Here is a 25,377-nt window from a genome sequence, read left to right on the forward strand (position 1 = left end):
CCCCGTGGCCGAGTCGAGGGGGGAGTCCATGGCCGAGTTCAGGACGGAGACGAAACAGCACCCCGACGGGACGCAGCACCCCGACAGGGCGCAGCAGCCCGACGGGCACGAGGCGGCGGTGATCCTGGAGGGGGCCAGGACGTCCGTCGACCCCGAACTGCGCGCGGCGATCGACTCGTTGCCCGGCTCGATGCGCAGGGTCGCGCTCTACCACTTCGGGTGGGAGCACGCGGACGGCACACCGGCGGCGGGCAACGCGGGCAAGGCGATCCGCCCCGCCCTCGTCCTCGCCGCCGCCACCGCGCTCGGCGGCGAGCAGGCGCGGGCGGGCGCGCTGCGGGCCGCGGCGGCGGTGGAGCTGGTCCACAACTTCACGTTGCTGCACGACGACGTGATGGACCGGGACACCACCCGCCGGCACCGGCCCACCGCGTGGACCGTGTTCGGCGACGCCGACGCGATCCTCGCCGGGGACGCCCTCCAGGCGCTGGCCCTGCGGCTGCTCGCCGAGGACCCGCACCCGGCGTCCTCGGCCGCCGCGGCCCGGCTCGCGGACTGCGTCGTCGAACTGTGCGAGGGCCAGCACGCGGACACCGCCATGGAGAAGCGGGCCCCCGCCGAGGTCACCCTCGACGAGGTGCTCACCATGGCCGAGGCCAAGACCGGCGCGCTGCTCGGCTGCGCCTGCGCGGTGGGCGCGCTGTACGCGGGGGCGTCCGCCGAGGACGTCGAGGCGCTGGACGCGTTCGGTCGCCAGGCCGGGCTCGCCTTCCAGCTGATCGACGACGTCATCGGCATATGGGGCGACCCCGGCCGTACGGGCAAACCGGCCGGCGCCGACCTCGCCGTCCGCAAGAAGTCCCTGCCCGTGGTCGCCGCCCTCACCTCGGGTACACCGGCGGCCGCGGAACTCGCGGAACTGTACGGACTGCCGTACGAGGAAGGGGAGTTGGAGCGCACCGCGCTCGCCGTGGAGCGGGCCGGCGGCCGGGACTGGGCGCAGGACCAGGCGGCCGACCGGATGGCGCGGGCCGTGCAGGAGCTGGCCCGGGCGATCCCGGACCCGCAGGACGCGGGCGGTCTGCTCGCGCTGGCCGAGTTCGTGACGCGGCGCAGCAGTTGATGACTCCGGAGCCTTCCGGAACCGCGCGGTCCTGACCCCGCACGGCCACCGGAGGCCCCGGACAACCGGGTCCCGCGCATCCCCACGGTGCGCGGGGCCCCCCTTTTTTTGAGGCTCGGTTCGCCTCCGGGGCGCCAAAGTCGGTGTCGAGAGGCCGACCGTGCTCGACCCTGCGGGCCTCCGCGCGCTCGACCTCTCGACACCGACGCGCCCCTTCGGCTCACTCGCCCGGAAGTCCCGTTAGGCTCAACACCCTTTCAGGTGACGGTGGTTGAGGACTAAGGGGCAGAACATGAGCGTGGCGATACGGGCGGCGGGCGCGGGCGACAGAGAGCTGGTCGTCCGGCTGCTGGACGAGGCCTTCCAGGACGATCCGGTCAGCGGCTGGGTCTTTCCCGACGCCGAGTACCGCCGTACGACCCACCACCGGCTGATGGCCGCCTTCACCGACGCGGTGTTCGCCGACGGCCGTATCGACCTCGCGGAGGACGGCGCGGCATGCGCGCTGTGGCTGTCGGTACCGGCCGAGGCGCATCCGGCGGACGGCGAGGACGAGGCCGTAGGACTACGGGAGTTGGTCGATTCCGACAACGAGCGGGTCGAGACGATCGCCCGGCTGATGGCCGAGTCACATCCGGCCGGCCAGGCCCACGAGTATCTGTGGATGATCGCCGTGGCACCGGACCGGCAGGGCGAGGGCCTCGGCGCCGCGCTCATCCGGCACGTCCTGGACCGCTGTGACCGCGAGGGCCTGCCCGCGTATCTGGAGGCGAGCAGCGAACGCAGCACCAAGCTGTACGAGCGGCTCGGCTACACCTTCACCGACCACACCCTCGACCTGCCGGACGGCCCGCGCATGTACCCGATGTGGCGCGAGCCGAGGCCGTAGCGAGGGCGGGTGCGGGGGTCGTAGCGTGGGCTTATGCCCGAACATGAACCCACCACCCCCATCCTCCACATCACCGAGCGCGCCCTGTGGGACGCGGCCCGCGAGCGCGGGAGCTACGCGTGGTCGACCCGTGGCCGCACCCTCCAGGAGGAGGGCTTCATCCACTGTTCGACCCGCGCCCAACTCCCGCGCGTGGCGGCCTTTTTGTACGGTTCCTACGACGGCCCGGACGAGCTGGTGGTCCTGGTCGTGGACCCGGCACGGCTCGACGCATCGCTGAAGTACGAGGCGCCGGAGCCGGGCGGTGAGGAGTTCCCGCATGTGTACGGGGCGATTCCGGTGGGCGCGGTGGTGGACGTGGAGGTGTGGACGGGCTGAGCCCGTCGCCTCAGGCCCGGTTGGGCAGCCCGCCGGTCTCCGGGTCGCGGCCGGTCAGGCAGTAGGTGCCGCCCGCCGGGTCCCGCATCACGGTCCAGTGCTTGCCTTGGGAGACGACGGTCGCGCCGAGGTGCTCGTGCACCACGACGGCCTCGTCGATGTCCGCGCAGGCCAGGTCGAGATGGGCGGCGGCGGGGCGGTCCTCGCCGAGGCGTTGGAGCAGGATGCGGATCGGCAGGCCGGGCGGCGGCTTGAGCACGTGGAACTCGGGGAGCGCACCCGGCAGTGCGGCCCAGTCGGGCAACAGGGCGCTCCAGAAGGCGAGTTCGGCGTCGTAGGTGCCGGGGCCGATGTCGAGGGAGACCTGGTCGAGGCGGGTGCCGACCACCACGGGCGGCCGTAGTGACTCGCCGTGCCAGGGGACCGCGCAGAACAACTGCCCTGCGGGGGACCGGAGTACGGCCCAGCCGTCGTGCTCGGCGACGGTGTCGGCGCCGAGTCGCAGCGCGGCGCTCACGAACGCCGGTACGTCCTCGACGGAGAAGTCGAGATGAGCGCCACCCGGGCCGGCCCCGACGCCCTGGATCTTCGCGCAGGCGTCGGTGCCGTCGGGCAGCAGGGTGACGAACTCGCCCTCGTCACCCCGGAGTTCGGACAGCCGGGTGTCCGTGACCGCCGTCCAGAAGTCGCGGGCGGGGCCGAGGCGGCTGTGCGGGCGGTCGATGAAGGCGTAGGTCCAGCGGACGGTGGGTGCGCTCATGGCGTGATCGTAGGCGCGAGGCCCGCGACTGCCCCGTGTGTTTTCAGTCCTCGCTCCGCTGCATGAACCGCAGCATGTTCCCGGCCGGGTCGCGGAACGCGCAGTCGCGGACGCCGTAGGGCTGGTCCGTCGGTTCCTGGACCACCTCGGCGCCGGACTCCTGGACGCGGGCGTAGAGGGCGTCGCAGTCGGCGGTGGTGAAGTTGACCCCGCGCAGGGTGCCCTTGGCGAGGAGTTCGGCCATGGCCTGCTTGTCGGCGGGGGAGGCGTCCGGGTTCGCGGCCGGCGGCTCCAGGACGATCTCCACGTCCGGCTGCAACGGCGACCCCACGGTCACCCACCGCATGCCCTCGAAACCGACGTCGTTACGGATTTCCAGCTCCAGGACGTCGCAGTAGAAGGCGAGCGCCTTGTCGTGGTCGTCGACGGCGATGAAGCACTGGCGGAGTTTCAGGTCCATGGACGACAGGCTAGGGCCGGAGGGGCGGTCCCGCCCGGTTCGGCCGGGTGAAAACCCGGGCCACGCAGGACGGGATCACCGCGCCCGCCTCGTGGGAGCGGGCGCGGTAGGCACTGGGCGTCTCCCCGACCAGCTCGGTGAAGCGGGAGCTGAAGGAACCGAGGGACGTACATCCGACGGCCATGCAGACCTCGGTCACGCTCAGGTCGCCGCGTCGGAGGAGGGCCTTCGCGCGCTCTATCCGCCGGGTCATGAGATAGCTGTACGGCGTCTCCCCGTACGCGGCGCGGAAACTCCGCTGGAAGTGGCCCGGGGACATCAGCGCGGTCCGCGCGATCGAGGCCATGTCGAGCGGTTCGGCGTACTCGCGGTTCATGCGGTCACGGGCCTGGCGCAGCCGTACGAGGTCGTCGCGGTTCACGTCGTCCAGGATGGCACGGGGGCTGCCGCGGCTGGGTCGGGTACGGGGAAGGGGCCCCGCCGGTGAACCGACGGAGCCCCTTCCTCAAACCCACTGACCTGCGATGGTGCACCGATCGCCGGTCGGTCGGGACAGGCCGACTGGGTGTCAGGCCTTCTTGGTCTCCCAGAAGATCTTGTCGATCTGGGCGATGTAGTCGAGCGCCTTCTGGCCCGTCGCCGGGTCGGTGGACGCCTTGGCGGCCGAGAGGGCCTTCAGGGTGTCGTTGACCAGCTGGTGCAGCTCCGGGTACTTCTCGAAGTGCGGGGGCTTGAAGTAGTCGCTCCAGAGCACCGAGACGTGGTGCTTCGCGAGCTCGGCGCGCTGCTCCTTGATGACGATGGCGCGCGCCTGGAAGTGCGGGTCGTCGTTGGCGGCCATCTTGTCCTGCACGGCCTTCACCGACTCCGCCTCGATGCGGGCCTGGGCCGGGTCGTACACACCGCAGGGCAGGTCGCAGTGCGCGCTGACCTTCACCTTGGGGGCAAACAGGCGGGAAAGCATGGAGCGTTCCTTCCTCGTGATCGTCTTCTCAGGTGGGACATTACTCCCTGGAGAAGCTGATTTCGCGAGTGCCCCCATGGGCTTAGGACAAAAGTCCAGGGTCGGACTCAGACTGGTGGAGGATAGGACCGGGGAGGTGCCGGGGATGCCGGAGCTGTCGCAGGAGACCGAGCGTGGGAGGGCCGTGCTGCCCTTCGGGACGGCAGAGGTGACCGGGCCGTCCATGGTGCCGACGCTGTGTCACGGGGATCTGCTCGTGGTGCAGTACGGCGCCAGGGTCAGGCCCGGGGACATCGTCGTGCTGCGGCATCCGTTCCAGCAGGACCTGCTGGTCGTCAAGCGGGCCGCGGAGCGCCGGGACGGGGGCTGGTGGGTGCTGGGGGACAACGCGTTCGCCGGCGGGGACAGCACGGACTACGGCGCCGTGCCCGAGGAACTGGTGCTGGGCAAGGTGCGTTTCCGGTACCGGCCGCCGAAGGCCGGTCAGCGTTCGCCGGTCGCGCTCGTCCGCTGGGCGCTCTCCGCCGCCAGGCCCGTGCTCTCCGACCGGTCGGCCTCCAGGCGCTTCCGGGCCCGGTAGGCGGCCACGTTGGCCCGGGTCGCGCAGCGGTCCGAGCAGTAGCGCCGGGAGCGGTTCGTCGAGGTGTCCAGATAGGCGTTGCGGCACGGTGCCGCCTCGCACAGGCCCAGGCGGTCGACGCCGTACTCGGTGAGATGGAAGGCCAGGCCCATCGCCGCGATCGCCGCGTAGCCGGCCGTCGCGTTCGACGGGTGGTCCGCGAGGTGCATGTGCCACAGCGGGCGGCCGTCGTCGTCCCGGAAGTTGTGCCCGGAGATCTGCGGGCTGACCGGGAACTCCAGCAGGAGTGAGTTCAGCAGGTTCACGGAGAGGGTCTCGTCGCCGCCGTCCGCCGCCTCGAAGACCGCCCGCAGCCGGGCCCGGACCGAGCGGAAGCGGGTGACGTCGGCCTCGGCGGCGCGGCGGGCCGCCTCCTGGTTGGTGCCGAACAGGTCCCGCACGGCCTCGACCGAGGTGAGGGCGTCCTTGCCCCGCGCCGGTTCCTCGGTGTTGACGAGGCGTACGGCGTAGTCCGAGTAATAGGCCAGTTCCACTTGTAGTCCTTACGGAGGCGCTCTATGGTCGTGGATGCGGTCGGGTAACAGCTGATCGTGCTTCCAGGGTATTACGACAGTGGTGCTGCGGCAGTGGTGCTGCAGCAGTGGTGCTACGACAGTGCGTGGACAGGGGGTCCTCTATGACGACCGGTGTCGGAACCGACTGGCAGGCCTGGCAGGAGAGCTGGGACCGGCAGCAGGAGTGGTACATGCCCGACCGGGAGGACCGCTTCCGGATCATGCTCGACATGGTCGAGGCCCTCACCGGCCCCGCACCCCGCGTGCTTGACCTCGCCTGCGGCACCGGCAGCATCACCGCCCGGCTGCTCGCCCGCTTCCCCGAGGCCACCAGCACCGGTGTCGACCTCGACCCGGCCCTCCTCGCCATCGCCGAGGGCACCTTCGCGGACGACGAGCGGGTCACCTTCGTGACGGCCGACCTCAAGGACCCGGAGTGGACGACGAGCCTGCCGTACGACTCGTACGACGCCGTGCTGACCGCCACGGCCCTCCACTGGCTGCACAGCGAACCCCTCGCGGCCCTCTACGGTCAGGTCGCGGGACTCGTCCGCGACGGCGGTGTCTTCATGAACGCGGACCACATGATCGACGAGTCGACGCCCAGGATCAACGCGGCGGAGCGCGCGCACCGGCACACGCAGATGGATCAGGCCAAGCGGAACGGCGCCCTCGACTGGGCCGAGTGGTGGCGGCTCGCCGCCCAGGACCCCGTCCTCGCCGGACCGACGGCCCGCCGCTACGAGATCTACGGCGAGCACGCGGACGGTGACATGCCCTCACCGGCGTGGCACGCGCGTGTGCTGCGCGAGAAGGGGTTCGGGGAGGCGCGGGCGGTCTGGTGCTCGCCGTCGGACACGGTGCTGCTCGCGCTCAAGTAGGCCTGCGCGGGCGTTGGTTGAGGGGTGGCCCGCCGCACTGGTGGTGCGCGTTGCGCTCGACGACGCCGGCTTCACGGGCCGGAACTCCCTACTCCCTGGGGGACCGCTGCTCGCCGCCCTGCCCCGCCCCGCCGCTGACCAAGAGGAGCGGTAGGAAAGGCCGAAGGGGCGGTACGGGAATCCCGTACCGCCCCGTCAGCTCGCGTACCGCTGGAGGATCAACTCACCTGCGGCTACAGCACCTTGGACAAGAAGCCCTGCGTGCGCTCGTGCTGAGGGTTCGTCAGGACGTCGCGCGGGTGGCCGGATTCGACCACTACGCCGCCGTCCATGAAGACGAGGCTGTCGCCGACCTCGCGGGCGAAGCCCATCTCGTGGGTGACGACGATCATCGTCATCCCGGACTCGGCGAGGTCGCGCATGACGTCGAGGACGTCACCGACCAGCTCCGGGTCGAGGGCCGAGGTCGGCTCGTCGAAGAGCATCAGCTTCGGGTCCATCGCCAACGCCCGTGCGATCGCGACCCGTTGCTGCTGGCCGCCGGAGAGCTGCGAGGGGTAGTTCTGCGCCTTGTCGGACAGCCCCACCCGCTCCAGGAGCTGCATCGCGCGCTCCTTGGCCTGGCCCTTGTTGACGCCCCTGACCTGCACAGGCGCCTCGATGATGTTCTCCACGGCCGTCATGTGCGGGAACAGGTTGAAGCGCTGGAAGACCATGCCGATGTCCCGGCGCTTCACCGCGACCTCGCGATCGCGCAACTCGTAGAGCTTGTCGCCCTGTTGGCGGTAGCCGACCAGCTCGCCGTCGACGTACAGCCGGCCCGCGTTGATCTTCTCCAGGTGGTTGATGCACCGCAGGAAGGTCGACTTGCCGGAGCCGGAGGGGCCGATGAGGCAGAACACCTCGCCGGACTTCACCTCCAGGTCGATGCCCTTGAGGACCTCGACCGGGCCGAACGACTTGTGCACGCCCTCGGACTTGACCATCGGGACCGACGGGTCGGTCGTAGCGGCGCCGTCGGTCTTGCTGAGCTCGGGACTCATGCCGCGCCTCCCTTCGGGCGGCCGATGGACAGCATGTTCGCCTTGATCTTCTGGTACGGCGTCGCCGGCAGCGCGCGGCTGGAGCCGCGGGCGTAGTAGCGCTCGACGTAGTACTGCCCGACGCTCAGGACGGACGTCATGATCAGGTACCAGGCCGCGGCGAGGAAGTACATCTCCACCGGGGCGCCGGAGTTCTGGCCGATGTCCTGGGCGTAGCGGAAGAGTTCCGGATACTGGACGGCCGCCACGAGCGAGGTCGTCTTCAGCATGTTGATCACTTCGTTGCCCGTGGGCGGCACGATCACGCGCATCGCCTGCGGGATCACGATCCGGCGCAGGGTCTTGGCGTGGCTCATGCCCAGGGCGTGCGAGGCCTCGGTCTGGCCCTCGTCGACGGCGAGCAGACCGGCGCGGCAGATCTCCGCCATGTACGCGGCCTCGTTGAGGCCCAGGCCGAGCAGCGCCGTCAGCAGCGGCGTCATGAAGTCCGACCAGTAGTTCTTGTAGATCGGACCGAGGTTGATGTACTCGAAGACCAGGCCCAGGTTGAACCAGAGGAACAGCTGGACCAGGACCGGGGTGCCGCGGAAGAACCAGATGTAGAACCAGGCGATCGACGAGGTCACCGGGTTCTTCGACAGCCGCATCACCGCGAGGCCGATGCCGCCGACGATGCCGATGACCATCGACAGGACCGTCAGGAGGAGGGTCTTGTAGACACCGGTCATGATCCGGTGGTCGAAGAAGTAGTCTGGTACGGCATGCCAGTTGATCTTGCCCTGGCCGAACGCGTAGATGATCGAGACCAGGATGCCGATCGCGATCACGGCGGAGACGTAGCGGCCGTAGTGCCGGACCGGGATGGCCTTGATGGGTTTCGGGGCGGCCGGGGGCGCGTCCTGCGGCCCCGGCGCCCCGTCGATGTCAGTAGTCACGGATGTTGCCTCTCAGCGACGGCGGTCCCGCGGTCACTTGCCGCCGTTGATCACGGACGACTTGACGGCACCGTCCTCGGCGCCCCACTTCGTCAGGATCTTCTGGTACTCACCGCTCTTGATCACGGCGTCCATCGCGGCCTTCAGCGCGTCCCGCAGCTGCGTGTCGCTCTTGGCGACCGCGATACCGTACGGCGCCGCCTCGACCTGGTCGCCGACGAGCTGGAAGTCCTTGCCGCCGCCGGAGGTCTTCACGGCGTAGGCCGCGACCGGGAAGTCGGAGGAGGCCGCGTCCGCGCCGCCCGAGCGCAGCCGGGTCTGGGCCTGCTGGTCGTCGTCGAAGGGCTCGATGGTGATCTTCTTGCCGCCCGTACACTTCTTCGTCTCGGTCTTGGCGAGGTCCTCGGAGACCGTGCCGCGCTCGACCGCGAGCTTCTTGCCGCACAGGTCGGACCACGAGGCGATGTTCTCGGTGTCGCCCTTGCGCGTGTAGATCGAGACGCCGGCGGTCAGGTAGTCGACGAAGTCGACGCCCTCGCCGACCTTCTTGCCCGTGTCGGGGTCGACGCCGTCCTGGCGGTTCTTGTTGTCCGTCATCGCCGACATCGCGATGTCGTAGCGGTTGGACCGCAGACCCGTGAGCAGCGCGTCGAATGTGCCGTTCTGGAACTCGAACTTCACCCCGAGCTGCTTGCCCATCGCGGCGCCGAGGTCCGGGTCGAGACCGACGACCTTGCCGGAGTTGTCCTTGAACTCGACCGGCGCGTACGCGATGTCCGAGCCGACCGTGATGACGCCCTTGTCGCGGATCGCGGAGGGCAGCTTGCTCGCCAGCGGGGCCGAGCTGGCGGACGAGCTGGAGTCGTCCTTCTTGGTCTGGTCACCACAGCCGGCGAGCAGCAGGGTGCCGGCGACCGCGATCGCACCGACCGCGGTGAGCCGGGTGTGCGCGGCGGTCGTACGACGGGTGAATCTTGCGGTCATGGTGGGTTCCTCCGGCGGATGGATGGCGGTGCCGACGGGTCGACGAGAACACACACCTTCGGGTGTCGCGACCTCGTGTGATTAGGGCATCTTGCCATTCGGACTGAACCATTCAGGGGAGTAGCCATGTCAAAATCGGATAACGGGTGAACCCCGAATCGCATCAGGTCGGTACATCGAGACGCCCTGATCACGGACCATCTGCTGGAATCACTCGTTCCGGCCGGAAGATCTTCGGCATGTCTCACGATGTGATCGATCATCGTTCCGCCCTAGGCGGACGGGATGTGACCTTGCGCCTATTGGACTCGTCCTCGGCGGTGTCCGTCCGGTAAGAAGGTTCTCTACACCCCTCATCCGGGGCTCAGGGCGCGTGTGCGGCGCGCCCGTCGCGCAGGTGCTCGTACGCATCAATTCTCTGGGCCCTGCGCGGTGCCCGCCCACCCCTCACCAGGGAGTGGCCACCCTCAAAATCAATGAAGACTTAAGGGGTAAGACAAAGTGGCAGCGGAGATCGTCAATCCTCGCAGCGACAGCAGTACGGATCAGGACGGCGGGGCCGAGCCCCTCGATTCCTTCGATCCTGCGTTCGCGCTGCACCGCGGCGGCAAGATGGCCGTGCAGGCCACCGTGCCGATCCGCGACAAGGACGACCTGTCCCTCGCGTACACACCCGGCGTCGCGCGCGTGTGCACCGCGATCGCCGAGCAGCCGGACCTCGTCCACGACTACACATGGAAGTCGTCCGTGGTCGCCGTCGTGACGGATGGTACGGCCGTGCTCGGACTCGGCGACATCGGTCCCGAGGCCTCCCTCCCGGTCATGGAGGGCAAGGCGATCCTGTTCAAGCAGTTCGGCGGCGTGGACGCGGTGCCGATCGCGCTGGACTGCACCGGCGTCGACGAGATCATCGAGACCGTCGTGCGGCTCGCGCCCTCCTTCGGGGGTGTCAACCTGGAGGACATCTCGGCGCCGCGCTGCTTCGAGATCGAGCGCCGGCTCCAGGAGCGGCTGGACATCCCGGTCTTCCACGACGACCAGCACGGTACGGCGATCGTGACGCTGGCGGCCCTGCGGAACGCCGCGCGGCTTACCGGGCGGGAGCTGGGTGAGCTTCGGGCCGTCATCTCCGGCGCGGGTGCGGCCGGCGTGGCCATCGCCAAGTTCCTGCTGGAGGCGGGGCTGGGCGATGTGGCTGTCGCCGACCGCAAGGGTGTCGTCTCGCGCGACCGGGACGACCTCACGCCGGTCAAGCGGGAACTCGCCGAGCTCACCAACAAGGCGGGTATCTCGGGGTCGTTGGAGGCGGCGCTGGAAGGTGCGGACGTCTTCATCGGGGTTTCCGGGGGTACGGTGCCGGAGCCTGCCGTGGCTTCCATGGCCGAGGGTGCGTTCGTCTTCGCGATGGCCAACCCGGATCCCGAGGTGCACCCGGATGTGGCGCACAAGTACGCGGCGGTCGTCGCCACGGGCCGGTCCGACTTCCCGAACCAGATCAACAACGTGCTGGCGTTTCCGGGGATCTTCGCGGGGGCGCTGCAGGTGCGGGCGTCTCGGATCACGGAGGGGATGAAGATCGCGGCGGCGGAGGCGTTGGCCGGTGTCGTGGGGGACGATCTCGCCGCGGACTATGTCATTCCGTCGCCCTTCGACGAGCGGGTGGCGCCTGCGGTTACCGCGGCGGTTGCTGCGGCGGCGCGGGCGGAGGGGGTTGCCCGGCGGTGACCCTTGTGGCCCCGTCCGTTTGGGCGGGGCCCTTTTTTGCCCACCCGCCCGCCCGTTCGGGTGACTTGGGGGGTGGGCGTTTGCCGTGGGGGGCTGGTGTCGTTGGGCGGCTGCGGGCCGTGGGGCCTTCTTTTTCCCGCCCGCCCACCCGTTACGCGCGCTTAAAGGGTGGGCATTTGCCGTGGGTGGGGCGGGTCGGTCGGCGGCTGCGGGTGCTGCGGGTGCTGCGGGTGTTGCGGGTGTTGTGGGTGCTGCGGGCGTTGCGGGCTGACGGCTGCGCTGGGGGCGGCGGTCACTCTCCAGCCTGTCCGGCGTTTGAGGACGAGGCCGTTCAGGCCGATGACGGCGGGGGGGCTGGGGGCGCAGCCCCCAGAGGTGCTCGGCCCCATGCCCCGTACTCGATGGCAAGAGGGCGTCTGTCACACCGCGAGGTAGTTCCCTGGTCAACCGGCGGAGCCTATCGTCGGGGGCATGTTCGCCGTCTACGCCGCCCGAATCGACCGCGACCAGCCGCTCTCCGGCCTTGAGTTGGGGGAGCGTCCCGCCCCCGAGGCCCGGCCGGGCTGGAGTGTCGTCGACGTCAGGGCCGCCTCCCTCAACCACCACGACCTCTGGTCCCTGCGCGGCGTCGGCCTCGCCGAGGACAAGCTGCCGATGATCCTCGGCTGCGACGCCGCCGGTGTCGACGAGGACGGCAACGAGGTCGTCCTGCACTCCGTCATCGGCCAGACCGGTCACGGCGTCGGTCCCAAGGAACCCCGTTCCATCCTCACCGAGCACTACCAGGGCACCTTCGCCGAGCGGGTCGCCGTACCGACGTGGAACGTCCTGCCGAAGCCGAGGGAACTCTCCTTCGCGGAGGCCGCCTGTCTGCCCACCGCCTGGCTGACGGCGTACCGCATGCTCTTCACCAACTCCGGTGTGCGGCCCGGTGATTCGGTGCTCGTGCAGGGTGCCGGCGGGGGCGTCGCCACGGCTGCCATCGTCCTTGCCAAGGCGGCGGGTCTGCGTGTCTTCGCGACCAGCAGGGACGAGGCGAAGCGGAAGCGGGCGCTGGAGCTCGGTGCCCTGGAGGCGGTGGAACCGGGGGCGCGGCTGCCGCAGCGCGTCGACGCCGTCATCGAGACCGTCGGCGCCGCGACCTGGTCCCACTCGGTCAAGTCGCTGAAGCCCGGCGGCACGATCGTCATCTCCGGCGCCACCAGCGGCGACCGGCCCTCGCACGCCGAACTCACCCGCATCTTCTTCCTCGAACTCAAGGTCGTCGGCTCGACCATGGGCACCAAGGACGAGCTGGAGGATCTGCTCGCCTTCTGCGCCGTCACCGGTGTGCGGCCGGTCATCGACGAGGTGCTGCCCATGGACCGTGCCCGGGAGGGCTTCGAACGGCTCGACTCCGGCGGCCAGTTCGGCAAGATCGTGCTCACCAACGGTTAGCCCTTCGCCCCGTTGCGCGGCTCGACGGCCGGTCCGGTTCTCCGGGCCGGCCGTTGGCGTTCGTCGGTACCGCGTTCGCCGATACCCGTTGTCAACTTTGGTTGACATGTGCGGCGTGTCAACGTAGGTTGACATCATGACCGAAGCAACGGATCTCGCCGAGCGCGCGGGTGACCGTGATCCACGGATCGGCCTGCGTGCCGTCTCCGCGCTGCGCAGGCTGGTGGAGCAGTTGGAGGCGGTGCAGGTGCGCAGTGCGCGCAACCAGGGCTGGTCGTGGCAGGAGATCGCCGCGGAACTCGGTGTCAGCAGGCAGGCCGTGCACAAGAAGTACGGGAGGCAGTGATGTTCGAACGGTTCACGAAGGACGCCCGCGCCGTGGTGCAGGGCGCGGTGGAGCACCGCGAGCGGTCGGGGCCCGGCTCCGTCGACCCCGAGCACCTGCTGCTGGCCCTCCTCGACCGCCGGGGCAGCCGGGCCTCCTTCGTCCTGACCGCCCTCGGTCTCGCTCCCGAGGAACGCAAGGAGTCCGTACGACAGGCTCTCGGCGACGCGCGCCGGCGTGCGGGGCTCTCGCAGGCCGAGGCCGACGCGCTCGCCGGGCTCGGGATCGACGTCTCGGAGATCGTCGCCCGGGTCGAGGAGGTCCACGGTGTCGGGGCGATGTCCGGCGAGGGGAGGTTCAAGGAGTCGTGGTCGGGCCGCCGGACCTTCAGCCGCGGCGCCAAGAACGTCCTGGAGAAGTCCCTGCGCATCGCCGTCTCCCACCGCGACCGGCACATCGGCGACGAGCACCTCCTCCTCGCCCTGACCATCCTCCCCGGGGTGCCGGGCGAGGTGCTCGCCGATCACGGGGTGACCCACGAGGCGGTGACGCGCGTGCTGTACGGCGGGGGAGAGGCGAGGGCGGCGAGCTGAGGGGCCCCGGGGTGCCTGGGGCTTGAGGCGCCTGGGACTTGGGGTGCCTGGGAGTTGAGGTGCCTGGGGCTCGGGGACCTGCGCGGCGGGGTGGTGTGCCCGGGCTTGATTCCTGGGCGCATCACCCCGCTGGCTCTCGATCCGCTCGCCCCTCAGGCCTTGCGGTCGCCGCCGCGCAGCACCGCCCCGATGTGTGCCGCCGCCGCGGACAAGTGGCGGCGGGTGTCGCGGAGTTGGTCCTCGGTGACGCCGTGGTCGCGGGCCGCGTCACGGATGTCGTCCCGGAAGCGGTCGAGGAGCCGGTCCAGATCGCGGGCCGGTTCACCGGTGGAGTCCTCGTGGGCCCAGGTCGGTTCGTACTCGGCGGGGAAGTCCTCCGGGGTCTGGCTGTACTCGGGTGCTGATCCCCCGGGTGGCGTTGTCGGAGCCGACTTGGCGGTGCTCGGCCGCCCCCCGAACCCGAAGTCCTTGCCGAACTCCTTCCCGAAGTCGCCGAACTCCTTGGCCAGTTCGGTCAGGCTCTCCCGCACCCCGGTGGGCCAGTCGCCGCGCGCGAAGTGGTCCTGGGCGTGCTCCTGGACCTGGCGGCCGATGCGCTGCATCTCCTCCTGGGCCTGCGCCCAGGCCCGCGCCTGTGCTTCCTTGGCCTGGCGCCGGGCCTGCTGGGCCTCCTCGCGGGCCCGGCGGCTCTCGTCCTTGGCGCGGCGGGCCTGTTCCTTCCACTCCTGCTTGGCGCGGCGCATCTCCTCCTTGGCGGCGCGCCACGACTCCTTGTCACCGAAGTCCGTGAAGTCCCCGGCGGGGGCGTCGTGTTCGCCCGGCCGGCCCCGCCCGGTCCTCGCTCCCTGCCGGGCCTCGGTGGCCGCCGCGCGCATCTCGCGGCGCAGATCGCCCGCCGCGCCCCGGACGTCGGCCCGGATCTCGGCGGCGAGTTCGGCGACCGACTCGCGGATCTCCAGCTCCAGGTCGGCCAACTCGCCGCTGCGGTCGGCCAGTTCGGCGCGGCCGGCGTCCGTGATGGCGTACACCTTGCGGCCGCCCTCGGTGGTGTGGGTGACCAGGCCCTCGGCCTCCAGCTTGGACAGGCGCGGGTAGACCGTGCCCGCCGACGGTGCGTACAGCCCCTGGAAGCGCTCCTCCAGGAGGCGGATGACCTCGTAGCCGTGTCGGGGGGCCTCGTCCAGCAGCTTCAGCAGGTAGAGGCGGAGGCGGCCGTGGGCGAAGACGGGAGGCATGTCAGAGCACCTTCTTGTCGGTCGTGCCGTCGGCCACGTCGGTGCCGGAAGCACCGCCCGGGCCGGAAACGGAATTGTCCCCCGAGTCGCCCTGAGCCCCGTCCACAGGGGCACCGGAAGCGTCGTCCGAAGCATCCGGAGCCCTGGTCTCCCCGGTTCCCGGCTCCCCGGCGGTGTCGTCCGCGGCGCCCGGCGCGGGCGCGTCCGCCGAGGTGCCCGGCGCGTCCGGCAGCCCCTTCTCCTCGGGCCTCGCATCCTCAGCCGTGCCGCCCCGCGCGCTGTCCTCGGGTCCCGTCGCCACATCGGGCCCCGCCGTGACGTCAGGCCCCTTCGTCATGTCGGGCCGAGGTGTCTTGTCGGCCCGTGTCGCGGTGACGGTCACCTCCGTGGGCCCGTCCCACGGACCGTCCTCGCCCTCGTCCTCCGTCGCCGGCCGCCGCAGCAGCGCGATCGAACCGGAGACGGTCGTCGCACGCAGCTTTCCGGTGCCCGCGCCCAGCCGCCCGGTGATCTTGTGGGCACCCCACTGGCCGTGCACCCGCAGCCCGTCGAAGGCGTTGGAGATCGAACCGCTCGCCGTGTTTGCCTCGACGTCCGCGTCCGCCGGGTGCGGCAGCCGGATGGCGATCTCGCCCGAGACGTTGGTCAGCCGGACGTCGGTCGGGCCGTCCGGGTCGAGGTCCACGATCATGGAGCCGCTCACCGACTCGGCGCGCACGGACGGGCCGGAGCCCTCGACGACGGTGAGATCGCCGGAGACCGAGTTGAAGCGGAGGTCGCCGGTGACGGCCTGCGCCTCCAGGTTCCCGGAGACCGTCTCGGCGCGGACCGATCCGGAGAGGCTGACGAGGGTCGTGTCGCCGGTGACCCCCCGCACCACCGAAGGCCCGCTGATCCCGGAGACGACGGCAGCGGCGCCGACCACCCCGACCTCGACCCGGGTGCTCGCGGGCACGGCCAGGGAGACCACCGCGCTGCGCCGCCAGCCCTTCCGGTCGAGCCACTTGAGGAAGCCCTTCCAGGGGAGGTCCTCGTAGGCCACCGTCAGCGTGCCGTTGTTCTGGGTCACCACCAGGGGCGGCCCGTCGATCTCGGAGATTTCCATGCGGGCGGAACCCTCGTCCGTCCCCACGACGTTCACCGTTCCGTTGACGATGCGCACGTGGAGATCGCTCACGGGCTCGTCGAACGTGAGCTTCTTGGGCTCTGCGACGGACCACTCGGACATGATGCAGACCTCCTCGGCCTAACCGGACAGGACGGGACACGGGACCGGACACGACGCGCCATATCGCGTCTTCCAAGAAACACGATATATCGCGGATCGGGAAAGTCAAGACACTCGTTCCGGTGAGCACCGGAGGTCGGAGGTCGGGAGTTGGAGGGGGTGGGTGTCGAGCGCCCGGCTTCGAGCAACCGGCGGAAATGGGCACATTGCCCTAGCGTGTGATCATGTCGACGGAGAAGCCGCAGGCCAGACACCGGACCGGTGCCACCCCGGGCGCCCTGCTGCTGTGCCGGGCCGACCCCGAGTCCGTCGCCCAGGCGGCCCACCCGCTCCGCGAACGCATGCTGCTGACCCGCGCGGGCGACGACTGGAGCGTGCTCGTCCCCGAGGGCAAGCCCTGGCTGCACGGCGACGAACCGGTCGACCGCGTCCTCACCGGCTGGGCCACCGCGCTCGCCGTCGGCGCTCCCTGGCCCGTACTCGCCCTGTGGTGGGACGCCGACCGCGCGGGCTACACCCTGGCCTCCGGTTTCCGCCGCCCCGTCGGCTACGTCTGGCTCACCGACGGCACCCCGGCCGGCGAGGACGAGGCCATGCGCACCTTCGCCGTCCGCCTGGGCCTGGACCCCGTACTGGACCTGCAGTCCCTGGACGAGCTCACGAGACCGGACCCGGAAGCCGACGCCCGCGCCCGCCTCCGGGGCCTCCTCGCGGTCCTCACGCGCGCGGGAGTGGCACTCCCCACCGGCCTCACCCCGGGTGAATCCGCCGACCGCCTCCGGGAGATCGTCCGCGTGCGCCCCGATGCCCAGCAGGTTGAGTGGGCGGGCTGGCGTGAGGCGGTCCGCGCGGAACTCGACGCGGTCGACTGCAGCCGCCTCGGACCCTGGATGCCCTGGTCCGGCACCCCCAGAGCACGCGCCCTCGCCCTGACCCAGCTGGCGGCGGGCCTCCCGCTCACGACCTGGGGCCTACGACGCCGTAGCGGAGGCTGGATCGTCGCGGGGGCGCTGCTCCTGGCGCACGGGGCGCTGGGCCTCGCCTACGACTTCGCCCGCCCGCGCGACTGACACGCCCCGGCGGGAGCGTCGTAGGAACTACTCGTCGTCGTCCTCGTCGTCCAGGCGGGCCAGCCAGGTCGCCAGGCGTTCCACCGGGACCTCGAAGTCCGGGTTCAGGTCGACGAAGGTGCGGAGCTGCTCGGCCAGCCACTCGAAGGTGACCTCTTCCTCGCCGCGTCGCTTCTCCAGTTCCTCGATGCCACGGTCCGTGAAGTACATGGGTCAAGGATAAGTGCGCGCAAACGGCCGGGCCGCACCCCCGGAAGTGGGGGTGCGGCCCGGCCGCGTGCGGTGGTTCGGGGCGGTTACGCCTCGAAGACCTCCCGCACCAACTGCTCCTGCTCGGCCTGGTGACGCTTCGCGGAACCCACCGCCGGCGACGAGCTGTGCGGGCGCGAGATGCGCCGCAGTCGCTCGCCGTGGGGCACGTCCGCGCCGACCGCGAGGTCCAGGTGGTCGATCAGGTTGAGGGCGATGAAGGGCCAGGCACCCTGGTTCGCCGGCTCCTCCTGGGCCCACAGGTACTTCTCGACGTTCGGGTACTTGTTGACCTCCGCCTGGAGCTCCGCACCCGGCAGCGGGTACAGGCGCTCGACGCGGATGATCGCCACGTCCGTGGTGCCGCGCTTGGCGCGCTCGGCCTCAAGGTCGTAGTAGAGCTTGCCGGTGACGAAGACGACCTTGCGGACGGACGCGGGGTCCGTCACCGTCGCGTCGCCGATGACCGGGCGGAACTGACCCGTCGTGAACTCCTCCGTCTTCGACGCGGCGGCCTTCAGGCGCAGCATCGACTTCGGGGTGAAGACCACCAGCGGCTTGTGGTGCGGGTTGTGCACCTGCCACCGCAGGAGGTGGAAGTAGTTCGACGGGAGGGTCGGCATCGCGACCGTCATGTTGTTCTGCGCGCAGAGCTGCAGGAAGCGCTCCACCCGGGCCGAGGAGTGGTCCGGGCCCTGGCCCTCGTAGCCGTGCGGGAGCAGGAGCGTGACGCCGGACGTCTGGCCCCACTTCTGCTCCGCCGCCGAGATGTACTCGTCGACCACGGACTGCGCGCCGTTGACGAAGTCGCCGAACTGCGCCTCCCACATCACGAGCGCGTCGGGACGGGCGAGCGAGTAGCCGTACTCGAAGCCCATGACCGCGTACTCGGAGAGGAGCGAGTCGTAGACGTTGTAGCGCGCCTGCTCCTCGGAGAGGTACTGGAGCGGGGTGTAGTCCTCGCCCGTCTGCCGGTCGATGAGGACCGCGTGGCGCTGGCCGAACGTGCCGCGGCGGGAGTCCTGGCCGGAGAGGCGTACCGGGGTGCCCTCCAGCAGCAGCGAACCGATCGCCAGCGTCTCGCCCATGCCCCAGTCGATCGTCCCGTCCTCGACCATCGTCGCCCGGCGCTGCAGCTGGGGCAGCAGGCGCGGGTGGACGTGGAAGTTGTCCGGGATGTTGACCTGGGACTCGGCGATGCGCTTGACGACCTCGGAGGAGATCGCCGTGTTGACCGCGACCGGGAACTCCGCCTGCGGGTCCGACATGGGAACGGCACCGGGCTGGGCCGTCGCCTCGCGGACCTCCGTGAAGACCTTCTCCAGCTGGCCCTGGTAGTCCTGGAGGGCTTGTTCGGCTTCCTCAAGGGTGATGTCGCCGCGACCGATCAGCGACTCGGTGTACAGCTTGCGCACCGAGCGCTTCTTGTCGATCAGGTCGTACATCAGGGGCTGGGTGAAGGCCGGGTTGTCCGACTCGTTGTGACCGCGGCGGCGGTAGCAGATGAGGTCGATCACCACGTCCTTGTTGAACGCCTGACGGAACTCGAAGGCCAGGCGCGCGACGCGGACCACTGCCTCCGGGTCGTCGCCGTTCACGTGGAAGATCGGGGCCTCGATCATCCTCGCCACGTCCGTCGCGTACATGGAAGAACGCGAGGACTCCGGAGCGGCCGTGAAGCCGACCTGGTTGTTGATGACGATGTGGATCGTGCCGCCGGTGCGGTAGCCGCGCAGCTGCGACATGTTGAGCGTCTCGGCGACCACGCCCTGGCCCGCGAAGGCCGCGTCACCGTGCAGGGCCAGCGGGAGGACCGTGAAGTCCGTGCCGCCCTTGTTGATGATGTCCTGGCGGGCGCGGACGATGCCCTCGATGATCGGGTCGACCGTCTCCAGGTGGGACGGGTTCGCCGCGAGGGTGACCTTGATCTGCTCGCCGTCCAGGCCGGTGAAGGTGCCCTGGGCGCCCAGGTGGTACTTCACGTCGCCGGAGCCGTGCATCGACTTCGGGTCGAGGTTGCCCTCGAACTCGCGGAAGATCTGGGCGTACGACTTGCCGACGATGTTCGCGAGCACGTTCAGGCGGCCGCGGTGGGCCATGCCGATGACGACCTCGTCGAGGCGCGACTCGGCCGCGCTGTCGATGACCGCGTCGAGGAGCGGGATGACCGACTCGCCGCCTTCGAGCGAGAAGCGCTTCTGGCCGACGTACTTCGTCTGCAGGAAGGTCTCGAAGGCCTCCGCCGCGTTCAGGCGGCGCAGGATGCGCAGCTGCTCCTCGCGCTCCGGCTTGGAGTGCGAGCGCTCGATGCGGTCCTGGATCCACTTGCGCTGCTTCGGGTCCTGGATGTGCATGAACTCGATGCCGGTGGTGCGGCAGTACGAGTCGCGCAGCACGCCCAGGATGTCGCGCAGCTTCATCAGGGACTTGCCGGCGAAGCCGCCGACCGCGAACTCCCGCTCCAGGTCCCAGAGCGTCAGACCATGCTCGGTGATGTCCAGGTCGGGGTGCTTGCGCTGGCGGTACTCCAACGGGTCGGTGTCGGCCATGACGTGGCCGCGGACCCGGTAGGAGTGGATCAGCTCGAAGACGCGGGCGGCCTTCGTCACGTCGTTGTCGTGCGACGCGTCGATGTCCTTGAGCCAGCGGACCGGCTCGTACGGGATGCGCAGCGCCTCGAAGATCTCGTCGTAGAAGCCGCTCTCGCCGAGCAGGAGGTTCGCGACGATCCGCAGGAACTCGCCGGAGGCGGCGCCCTGGATGACCCGGTGGTCGTAGGTCGACGTGAGCGTCATGACCTTCGAGATGCCGAGCTTGTTCAGGGTGTCCTGGCTGGTGCCCTGGAACTCCGCCGGGTAGTCCATCGAGCCGACGCCCATGATGACCGACTGACCGGGCATCAGGCGGGGGACCGAGTGGACGGTGCCGAGGCCGCCGGGGTTGGTCAACGACACGGTGACGCCCGTGAAGTCATCCATCGTCAGCTTGCCGTCGCGGGCGCGGCGGACGATGTCCTCGTAGGCCTGCCAGAACTCGAAGAAGTTCAGCGTCTCGGCCTTCTTGATGCCGGCGACGACGAGCTGGCGGTCGCCGTTCGGCTTCACCAGGTCGATGGCGAGACCGAAGTTCACGTGCTCCGGCTTGACCAGGGTCGGCTTGCCGTCCTTCTCCTGGAAGGAGTAGTTCATCGACGGCATGGCCTTGATGGCCTGCACCATCGCGTAGCCGATGAGGTGGGTGAAGGAGATCTTCCCGCCCCGGGCGCGCTTCAGGTGGTTGTTGATGACGATGCGGTTGTCGAAGAGCAGCTTGACCGGGACCGCGCGCACCGACGTGGCGGTGGGGACCTCGATCGACGCGTTCATGTTCTTCGCGACCGCGGCGGCGGGACCGCGCAGCGTGATGAACTCCGGGCCACCGGAGGCCTCGGCCGCGGGCTCCGCCTTCTTCGGCTGAGCGGCCGGGACCGCCGCCTTCGCAGGCGCGGGAGCCGGGGCTACGGCCTTCACCGGCGCCGGAGCGGCGGCTGCGGGCGCCGGCGCGGGGACCGCCGGAGCGGCGGGCGCGGGTGCGGCAGGAGCGGCCGGAGCCGGAGCCGGGGCGGCGGGTGCCGCTGGGGCTGGAGTGGTGGGCGCTGCGGCCCCCGCGGCCGCAGTACCCGCCGAAGTCGAGGTCGGGGCGGCAGCCGCGCCCGGCTTGTAGTCGGCGAAGAAGTCCCACCAGGCTCGGTCTACCGAGTTCGGATCCTGGAGGTACTGCTGATAGATCTCGTCGACGAGCCACTCGTTGGGCCCGAACGCCGCCGCGGGATTCTTACCCGCGGCTTGGTCGGACTCGGTCGAGATGGTCGAGTTACTGGGGGACTGTGACGACACGGCGGCAACCGCCCTCTTCCGCTTCACAAGGTGATGGACAGCGGGAATTAAGGCTACGCCCCCATGACCGCCAAGGTCAGGTCGGGCCGGTCCATCGTCGCGTAAGTCACATCGGAAAGTGTGTTTCGAGGCCTGAAATGGCGGGAAACAAGCGTGGTTCCGCTGCAGAAGGGGCGCGTGGATGCGTGCCGGGCGCGCGAACGGCGCGGGCCTGTGCCTGATCACACGTGTCCGTCAGCGCGGGCAGTCGTGGATCTTGGCGCTCCGGTTCGAACTTTACGTCAACTTGGCACGGAAGACAGTCCCGGGAGAGTGACGATGATCCTGCAACCGCGGTCGGATTCGGCCACACCGATCCGGCCGCCGTGCAGATCCACCGCCCAGCGGGCGATCGCCAGGCCGAGGCCCGTACCGCCGTCGCTGCCCGGTCCGTGCGGCGAGCTGACCGCTCCCCGGTTGAACCGCTCGAAGATGTGCGCCCACTGCGCCTTCGGGATGCCGGGCCCCTCGTCCAGGACCTCCAGCTCCAGCGACTCCGGCAGTGACCCGCGCCGCGCCTTGACCGTCACGCGCCCGTGCGCCGGGCTGTGCTTCACGGCGTTGTCGATGAGGTTGGCGACGACCTGGTGGATGCGCTCCGGGTCGGCGAGCGCGGTCAGCTCCGGCGGGGACACGTCCAGGTGCAGATGGACGTCCGTGCGCGTGTGACTCCCCGAGCCCGACGCGATGCCCGCACGCGCGGAGGCGACCATGTTGGCCTCCTTGAGCACGCCCGAGAGATACGGCCACACCTCGAAGCGGCGGGTCTTCAACGGTACGACGCCGTTGTCCAGCCGGGAGAGGTCCAGCAGCGTCTCCACGAGACGCCCGAGCCGCTCCGTCTGCTTCAGCGCCGTCCGCATGGTCTCCGGATCGGCGGCCGAGACGCCGTCGACGACGTTCTCCAGGACGGCGCGCAGGCCCGCGATGGGGGTGCGCAGCTCGTGCGAGACGTTCGCGACGAGTTCCTTGCGCTGGCGCTCCTGGGCCTCCAGCTCGTCGGCCATGACGTTGATCGTCGCGGCCAGGTCGCCCAGTTCGTCACGGCGGTTCTCGCGCACCCGGCGCGTGTAGTCACCGTGCGAGATCGACCGGGCCACCGTGTTCATCTCGTCCAGCGGCGCGGTGAGCGAATGCGCCACGAACTGCGTTATCAGCAGTGTGGCGATCATCGAGAAGACTGTGATGAAGCGCAGCTCCGTCGCCGTGCGCATGGCGATCATCATCAGACCGGTGGTGATGAGCACCGAGATGACGACCAGCGCGCCCAGCTTGGTCTTGATCGAGAACGGGCGTACGCCGCCCCAGGGTTCCCCGGGGCTCCTCCGTGACGTCGGCCCGTCGCTCATGGCGTCGGTGTCTCCAGTGCGTAGCCCACGCCGTGCACCGTGCGGATCCGCTCGGCGCCGATCTTCCGGCGCAGCGCCTTGATGTGGCTGTCGACCGTGCGGGTGCCGGAGGCGTCCGCCCAGTCCCACACCTCGGCGAGCAGCTGCTCGCGCGAGAGCACGGCACGCGGGGTGTTCGCCAGGCACACCAGCAGGTCGAACTCGGTGGGCGTCAGATGAACGTCCTCGCTGCGCACCCGTACCCGGCGCTGCGCGTGGTCGATCTCCAGCTCGCCGAGGCGCAGGATGCCCGAGCGCGGGGTGGACGCGGCCACCACGGCACGTTCCACCCGGCGCAGCAGGACGTGCACACGCGCCGCCAGCTCCCGCATCGAGAACGGCTTGGTCATGTAGTCGTCGGCGCCGACCCCGAGCCCGACCAGCATGTCGGTCTCGTCGTCGCGCGCGGTGAGCATCAGCACCGGCACCGGGCGGGCGGCCTGCACACGGCGGCAGACCTCCAGCCCGTCGAAGCCGGGCAGCATGATGTCGAGGATCAGCAGATCGGGCTGCCAGGCCTCGGCGGTGTCGACGGCCGACGGCCCGTCGCCCGCGGTCTGCACGAGAAATCCCTCGGCGCGCAGACGGGCCGCGATGGCGTCGACGATCGTCGGGTCGTCCTCGACCACGAGCACCCGGCGCTGCGCGCCCGGCGTGGCCGTGGCCGTACCGTTGTGGGAGGTGTGTGTCTGCTCCATCGCCCGCCCCTGAAGTGTGCTTTCCGGAACCAGTGGGGTGATCCCATGACTGCGCTTGACGCTTGAATGATCGGCGTCAGGGAAGCAGAGTACGGGGAGTGACGTCGCCTTTGCTATCCAGGTCGTACGGCGAGATGCACGACGTCGGGAACTCCTCGGGCAACCGGGATCTCTTCGGTACGCACCTGTTGGAACCCGGCATTCCATAAGGTTCGCTCAAATTCCGGAGAGGGCCGCGCCGACCATACGGCGAGTACCCCGCCCGGTCTCAACACCCTTGCGCAGCTTGCCAGTCCGGCCGGCGAGTAGAGGCTGTCGTTGCCCTCGGTGACGGTCCAGCCCGGGCCGTTGTCGATGTCGAGACAGAGCGCGTCGAAAGTGGCGCAAGTCTCATTGACGAATGCGACTAGGTCCGTTTTCACAATGTCGGTCCGCGGATCGGCGAGAGCGGCGGCGGAGAGCGCCGACAAGGGACCCGACCGGTGCCATTCGACGATCGCGGGTTCCCGTTCGACGACCGTGATGTGACCCCAGCGGGAGTCGGCGGCGGCATGCGCGAGCGAGAAGCCGACGCCGAGCCCGCCGATCAACACGTCCGGCGGTACGCCGGGTTCGGGGCGCGGGTCGAGGGCGTCGCGGGCGGCGTCGACCAGCAGCCGCTCCGACCGCCCGTCCGAAGTGTCCATCAGGAAGCACCCGTTGGCGATGATCTGCAGCAACTCCCCGTGCCGGCGCAGCACCACCTCGCCGTAAGGGCCTTCGCGACGGTCCAGGACAACGGGGGAGTCGTACGCGGAGTTGTCGTGCGCGGAGTTGTCGTACACAGCGGTGTCGTACGGGGTGGTCATGCGATCCATCCTGGCAGTTTCACCGGATCGTGCAGCCGAATTAACCCAGGGTGAACACGTCCGGGTGCAAGGTACCTGCGGACGCGCAAGAAGCCTTTCAGGTTGCTGTGAATCGGCTCTCGCGTGGCGTCGGTCATAGACAGCGGCTGGTGGGACGGCGAAGGGTGGGGTGTGAACCGGAAGGAGCGCCTCACCGTGGAACGGATCGCGACGGCCGACACCCAGGCCTCCGCCACGCCTTCGGGCGGGCCCCTGGCCGATGAGTCCGGGTCGGTTACGCCCCTGGATTCCGGTCTGCTGGACGCGATGCCGAGACAGCGGGAAGTGCTGGACGGGGCCGGGGAGTTGAGGTTCGGCACTGCGACCCCGGCGGCGGTGTCCGTCGCGGCGTCCACCCCTGCCGTTCCTGGCGAGCCGTACGTTCTGACCGCGCTGCGCCGCGTCCGCCCCTGGCGCCTCCTGCCGACGCCGACCGGGACACCGTTCACCTTCTGTTACGGCGTGCTGCTCGTCGTCACCTCACTCGTCGCGCAGTACGCCGATCCCACGTTCGTGAACGAGCTGCACCAGGCGTCCAGCACGGACGTCACCCACCTCCTCCGCGACCCGTTCCTTGTGCTGGTCGCGTCCGCGCTGTGGATCGTCGGCGGGATGGTGTCGCCGTACGCGTTCCTGTTCCTGCTGGTGCTGACCGCGCTGGAACGCCGGATCGGCGGGGTACGGGCGGCCGGTGTCTTCCTGTTCGGCCACATAGTGGCCACGCTGGCGACCGAAGGGACCGTGGGAATCGCGGTGTTGGTGGGCCACCTCCCCGACAGCTCCCTCCACCGCCTCGACTACGGCATCAGCTTCGGCGTGGCGACGAGCATAGGAGCGCTGTCCGGCCTGCTCCGCCCGTGGCTCGGCCTCCCGCTGATCACCCTGTTCGGCTGGTCACTGGTCACCGACCTGATCGCGTTCACCGACCCCATGACGAACTGGGGCCACCTGATCTCGCTGACGATAGGCGTCGCGACCTGGCCGCTGATACGGCGCTGGGCACGGACGGCGCAGGTGAACCGGGCGGCAACGGTGGCTGGGGCGGCTCGGGTTGAGGCCGCGGGGGCCTGACTCCCC

General features: G+C 70.0%; 25 protein-coding genes and 1 pseudogene. 11 read left to right on the forward strand and 15 right to left on the reverse strand.

Going from position 1 to position 25,377, the window contains the following annotated elements; translation table 11 throughout:
• The first annotated feature begins 28 nt into the window (after nt 1–28).
• The 3 genes from R2B38_RS28265 to R2B38_RS28275 all read left to right on the forward strand — a co-directional run bounded on the left by R2B38_RS28265 (nt 29) and on the right by R2B38_RS28275 (nt 2,390).
• Nucleotides 29–1,123 carry a family 2 encapsulin nanocompartment cargo protein polyprenyl transferase gene (locus R2B38_RS28265; RefSeq protein ID WP_411978588.1) on the forward strand — a complete coding sequence of 365 codons (1,095 nt, stop codon included), beginning with the start codon at nt 29–31 and terminating at the stop codon, nt 1,121–1,123.
• A gap of 292 nt (nt 1,124–1,415) precedes the next feature.
• Nucleotides 1,416–2,012 carry a GNAT family N-acetyltransferase gene (locus tag R2B38_RS28270; protein ID WP_318018753.1) on the forward strand — a complete coding sequence of 199 codons (597 nt, stop codon included), beginning with the start codon at nt 1,416–1,418 and terminating at the stop codon, nt 2,010–2,012.
• A gap of 33 nt (nt 2,013–2,045) precedes the next feature.
• Entirely contained in the window at nt 2,046–2,390 is a 345-nt protein-coding gene (locus tag R2B38_RS28275; RefSeq protein WP_318018754.1) for a DUF952 domain-containing protein, read from the forward strand.
• A gap of 10 nt (nt 2,391–2,400) precedes the next feature.
• On the opposite strand, the gene R2B38_RS28280 is transcribed toward R2B38_RS28275, so the two are convergent.
• The 4 genes from R2B38_RS28280 to sodN all read right to left on the reverse strand — a co-directional run bounded on the left by R2B38_RS28280 (nt 2,401) and on the right by sodN (nt 4,574).
• Nucleotides 2,401–3,150: a VOC family protein gene (locus tag R2B38_RS28280; RefSeq protein ID WP_318018755.1), complete on the reverse strand. Its 750-nt coding sequence runs from the start codon at nt 3,148–3,150 to the stop codon at nt 2,401–2,403.
• Nucleotides 3,151–3,193: 43 nt separating this feature from the next.
• The gene (locus R2B38_RS28285) at nt 3,194–3,610 is read right to left on the reverse strand and encodes a VOC family protein (protein WP_318018756.1); all 417 of its coding nucleotides are present in this window, start codon (nt 3,608–3,610) and stop codon (nt 3,194–3,196) included.
• A gap of 10 nt (nt 3,611–3,620) precedes the next feature.
• Nucleotides 3,621–4,031 (reverse strand): helix-turn-helix transcriptional regulator, encoded by a 411-nt coding sequence (locus tag R2B38_RS28290; protein ID WP_318018757.1) that lies wholly within the window; start codon nt 4,029–4,031, stop codon nt 3,621–3,623.
• A 147-nt stretch (nt 4,032–4,178) separates the two neighbouring features.
• Complete coding sequence (gene sodN, locus R2B38_RS28295; protein ID WP_019058247.1) at nt 4,179–4,574, reverse strand: superoxide dismutase, Ni; 396 nt, start codon at nt 4,572–4,574, stop codon at nt 4,179–4,181.
• Between the two features lie 145 nt (nt 4,575–4,719).
• On the opposite strand from sodN, the gene sodX reads away from it, so the two are divergent.
• The gene (sodX, locus tag R2B38_RS28300) at nt 4,720–5,154 is read left to right on the forward strand and encodes a nickel-type superoxide dismutase maturation protease (RefSeq protein ID WP_318018758.1); all 435 of its coding nucleotides are present in this window, start codon (nt 4,720–4,722) and stop codon (nt 5,152–5,154) included.
• On the opposite strand, the gene R2B38_RS28305 is transcribed toward sodX, so the two are convergent.
• Nucleotides 5,058–5,687: a CGNR zinc finger domain-containing protein gene (locus R2B38_RS28305; RefSeq protein ID WP_318018759.1), complete on the reverse strand. Its 630-nt coding sequence runs from the start codon at nt 5,685–5,687 to the stop codon at nt 5,058–5,060. The two genes, sodX and R2B38_RS28305, sit on opposite strands and share 97 nt — an antisense overlap.
• A gap of 143 nt (nt 5,688–5,830) precedes the next feature.
• Between R2B38_RS28305 and R2B38_RS28310 the strand changes: the two genes are divergently transcribed.
• On the forward strand, nt 5,831–6,589 hold the full coding sequence (locus tag R2B38_RS28310; protein WP_318018760.1) for a class I SAM-dependent methyltransferase: 759 nt from the start codon (nt 5,831–5,833) through the stop codon (nt 6,587–6,589).
• 233 nt (nt 6,590–6,822) lie between these two features.
• On the opposite strand, the gene R2B38_RS28315 is transcribed toward R2B38_RS28310, so the two are convergent.
• The 3 genes from R2B38_RS28315 to R2B38_RS28325 are packed head-to-tail and all read right to left on the reverse strand — an operon-like array spanning nt 6,823 to nt 9,551.
• Nucleotides 6,823–7,575, reverse strand: a complete 753-nt coding sequence (locus R2B38_RS28315; protein WP_318021809.1) for an amino acid ABC transporter ATP-binding protein — start codon at nt 7,573–7,575, stop codon at nt 6,823–6,825.
• A gap of 53 nt (nt 7,576–7,628) precedes the next feature.
• Entirely contained in the window at nt 7,629–8,567 is a 939-nt protein-coding gene (locus R2B38_RS28320; protein WP_318018761.1) for an amino acid ABC transporter permease, read from the reverse strand.
• Between the two features lie 33 nt (nt 8,568–8,600).
• Nucleotides 8,601–9,551: an ABC transporter substrate-binding protein gene (locus tag R2B38_RS28325; RefSeq protein WP_318018762.1), complete on the reverse strand. Its 951-nt coding sequence runs from the start codon at nt 9,549–9,551 to the stop codon at nt 8,601–8,603.
• A gap of 501 nt (nt 9,552–10,052) precedes the next feature.
• Between R2B38_RS28325 and R2B38_RS28330 the strand changes: the two genes are divergently transcribed.
• The 4 genes from R2B38_RS28330 to R2B38_RS28345 all read left to right on the forward strand — a co-directional run bounded on the left by R2B38_RS28330 (nt 10,053) and on the right by R2B38_RS28345 (nt 13,631).
• On the forward strand, nt 10,053–11,276 hold the full coding sequence (locus R2B38_RS28330; RefSeq protein WP_318018763.1) for an NADP-dependent malic enzyme: 1,224 nt from the start codon (nt 10,053–10,055) through the stop codon (nt 11,274–11,276).
• A 471-nt stretch (nt 11,277–11,747) separates the two neighbouring features.
• Entirely contained in the window at nt 11,748–12,713 is a 966-nt protein-coding gene (locus R2B38_RS28335; RefSeq protein ID WP_318018764.1) for a zinc-binding dehydrogenase, read from the forward strand.
• Nucleotides 12,714–12,849: 136 nt separating this feature from the next.
• Nucleotides 12,850–13,059 (forward strand): helix-turn-helix domain-containing protein, encoded by a 210-nt coding sequence (locus R2B38_RS28340; protein ID WP_033282107.1) that lies wholly within the window; start codon nt 12,850–12,852, stop codon nt 13,057–13,059.
• Nucleotides 13,059–13,631, forward strand: coding sequence for a Clp protease N-terminal domain-containing protein (locus R2B38_RS28345; RefSeq protein WP_318018765.1), 573 nt, complete (start codon nt 13,059–13,061; stop codon nt 13,629–13,631). The genes R2B38_RS28340 and R2B38_RS28345 overlap by 1 nt, the downstream gene beginning before the upstream one ends.
• A 152-nt stretch (nt 13,632–13,783) precedes the next feature.
• Here the strand turns inward: R2B38_RS28345 and R2B38_RS28350 are convergent, their stop codons facing one another.
• Nucleotides 13,784–14,866 (reverse strand): PadR family transcriptional regulator, encoded by a 1,083-nt coding sequence (locus R2B38_RS28350; RefSeq protein ID WP_318018766.1) that lies wholly within the window; start codon nt 14,864–14,866, stop codon nt 13,784–13,786.
• Between the two features lie 387 nt (nt 14,867–15,253).
• A pseudogene (locus tag R2B38_RS28355) lies at nt 15,254–16,094 on the reverse strand (DUF4097 family beta strand repeat-containing protein); the annotation flags it as partial.
• Nucleotides 16,095–16,318: 224 nt separating this feature from the next.
• On the opposite strand from R2B38_RS28355, the gene R2B38_RS28360 reads away from it, so the two are divergent.
• The gene (locus R2B38_RS28360; RefSeq protein ID WP_318018768.1) at nt 16,319–17,164 is read left to right on the forward strand and encodes a hypothetical protein; all 846 of its coding nucleotides are present in this window, start codon (nt 16,319–16,321) and stop codon (nt 17,162–17,164) included.
• Between the two features lie 27 nt (nt 17,165–17,191).
• On the opposite strand, the gene R2B38_RS28365 is transcribed toward R2B38_RS28360, so the two are convergent.
• From R2B38_RS28365 to R2B38_RS28385, 5 genes are all read right to left on the reverse strand, one after another.
• A complete protein-coding gene (locus tag R2B38_RS28365; RefSeq protein ID WP_019075209.1) occupies nt 17,192–17,374 on the reverse strand; it encodes a DUF6104 family protein in 183 nt (60 codons plus the stop codon).
• A gap of 86 nt (nt 17,375–17,460) precedes the next feature.
• Nucleotides 17,461–21,288: a multifunctional oxoglutarate decarboxylase/oxoglutarate dehydrogenase thiamine pyrophosphate-binding subunit/dihydrolipoyllysine-residue succinyltransferase subunit gene (locus R2B38_RS28370; protein WP_318018769.1), complete on the reverse strand. Its 3,828-nt coding sequence runs from the start codon at nt 21,286–21,288 to the stop codon at nt 17,461–17,463.
• A 281-nt stretch (nt 21,289–21,569) separates the two neighbouring features.
• Nucleotides 21,570–22,676, reverse strand: a complete 1,107-nt coding sequence (locus R2B38_RS28375; RefSeq protein WP_318018770.1) for an ATP-binding protein — start codon at nt 22,674–22,676, stop codon at nt 21,570–21,572.
• Nucleotides 22,673–23,413: a response regulator transcription factor gene (locus R2B38_RS28380; protein ID WP_033282112.1), complete on the reverse strand. Its 741-nt coding sequence runs from the start codon at nt 23,411–23,413 to the stop codon at nt 22,673–22,675. The genes R2B38_RS28375 and R2B38_RS28380 overlap by 4 nt, the downstream gene beginning before the upstream one ends.
• A 113-nt stretch (nt 23,414–23,526) precedes the next feature.
• The gene (locus R2B38_RS28385) at nt 23,527–24,261 is read right to left on the reverse strand and encodes a spermidine synthase (RefSeq protein ID WP_318018771.1); all 735 of its coding nucleotides are present in this window, start codon (nt 24,259–24,261) and stop codon (nt 23,527–23,529) included.
• A 195-nt stretch (nt 24,262–24,456) separates the two neighbouring features.
• Between R2B38_RS28385 and R2B38_RS28390 the strand changes: the two genes are divergently transcribed.
• Nucleotides 24,457–25,371, forward strand: a complete 915-nt coding sequence (locus R2B38_RS28390; protein ID WP_318018772.1) for a rhomboid-like protein — start codon at nt 24,457–24,459, stop codon at nt 25,369–25,371.
• Nucleotides 25,372–25,377 lie beyond the last annotated feature (6 nt).

The organism is Streptomyces sp. N50 (genome assembly GCF_033335955.1).
Classification (GTDB): Bacteria; Actinomycetota; Actinomycetes; order Streptomycetales; family Streptomycetaceae; genus Streptomyces.

Coding starts and splice junctions, on each gene's coding strand:
- R2B38_RS28350 (WP_318018766.1), bottom strand. CDS start 14,866: ATGCCTCCCGTCTTCGCCCACGGCCGCCTCCGCCTCTACCTGCTGAAG.
- R2B38_RS28375 (WP_318018770.1), bottom strand. CDS start 22,676: ATGAGCGACGGGCCGACGTCACGGAGGAGCCCCGGGGAACCCTGGGGC.
- R2B38_RS28335 (WP_318018764.1), top strand. CDS start 11,748: ATGTTCGCCGTCTACGCCGCCCGAATCGACCGCGACCAGCCGCTCTCC.
- R2B38_RS28285 (WP_318018756.1), bottom strand. CDS start 3,610: ATGGACCTGAAACTCCGCCAGTGCTTCATCGCCGTCGACGACCACGAC.
- R2B38_RS28265 (WP_411978588.1), top strand. CDS start 29: ATGGCCGAGTTCAGGACGGAGACGAAACAGCACCCCGACGGGACGCAG.
- R2B38_RS28380 (WP_033282112.1), bottom strand. CDS start 23,413: ATGGAGCAGACACACACCTCCCACAACGGTACGGCCACGGCCACGCCG.
- R2B38_RS28280 (WP_318018755.1), bottom strand. CDS start 3,150: ATGAGCGCACCCACCGTCCGCTGGACCTACGCCTTCATCGACCGCCCG.
- R2B38_RS28325 (WP_318018762.1), bottom strand. CDS start 9,551: ATGACCGCAAGATTCACCCGTCGTACGACCGCCGCGCACACCCGGCTC.
- R2B38_RS28365 (WP_019075209.1), bottom strand. CDS start 17,374: ATGTACTTCACGGACCGTGGCATCGAGGAACTGGAGAAGCGACGCGGC.
- R2B38_RS28345 (WP_318018765.1), top strand. CDS start 13,059: ATGTTCGAACGGTTCACGAAGGACGCCCGCGCCGTGGTGCAGGGCGCG.
- sodX (WP_318018758.1), top strand. CDS start 4,720: ATGCCGGAGCTGTCGCAGGAGACCGAGCGTGGGAGGGCCGTGCTGCCC.
- R2B38_RS28315 (WP_318021809.1), bottom strand. CDS start 7,575: ATGGTCAAGTCCGAGGGCGTGCACAAGTCGTTCGGCCCGGTCGAGGTC.
- sodN (WP_019058247.1), bottom strand. CDS start 4,574: ATGCTTTCCCGCCTGTTTGCCCCCAAGGTGAAGGTCAGCGCGCACTGC.
- R2B38_RS28340 (WP_033282107.1), top strand. CDS start 12,850: ATGACCGAAGCAACGGATCTCGCCGAGCGCGCGGGTGACCGTGATCCA.
- R2B38_RS28275 (WP_318018754.1), top strand. CDS start 2,046: ATGCCCGAACATGAACCCACCACCCCCATCCTCCACATCACCGAGCGC.
- R2B38_RS28310 (WP_318018760.1), top strand. CDS start 5,831: ATGACGACCGGTGTCGGAACCGACTGGCAGGCCTGGCAGGAGAGCTGG.
- R2B38_RS28360 (WP_318018768.1), top strand. CDS start 16,319: ATGTCGACGGAGAAGCCGCAGGCCAGACACCGGACCGGTGCCACCCCG.
- R2B38_RS28385 (WP_318018771.1), bottom strand. CDS start 24,261: ATGACCACCCCGTACGACACCGCTGTGTACGACAACTCCGCGCACGAC.
- R2B38_RS28270 (WP_318018753.1), top strand. CDS start 1,416: ATGAGCGTGGCGATACGGGCGGCGGGCGCGGGCGACAGAGAGCTGGTC.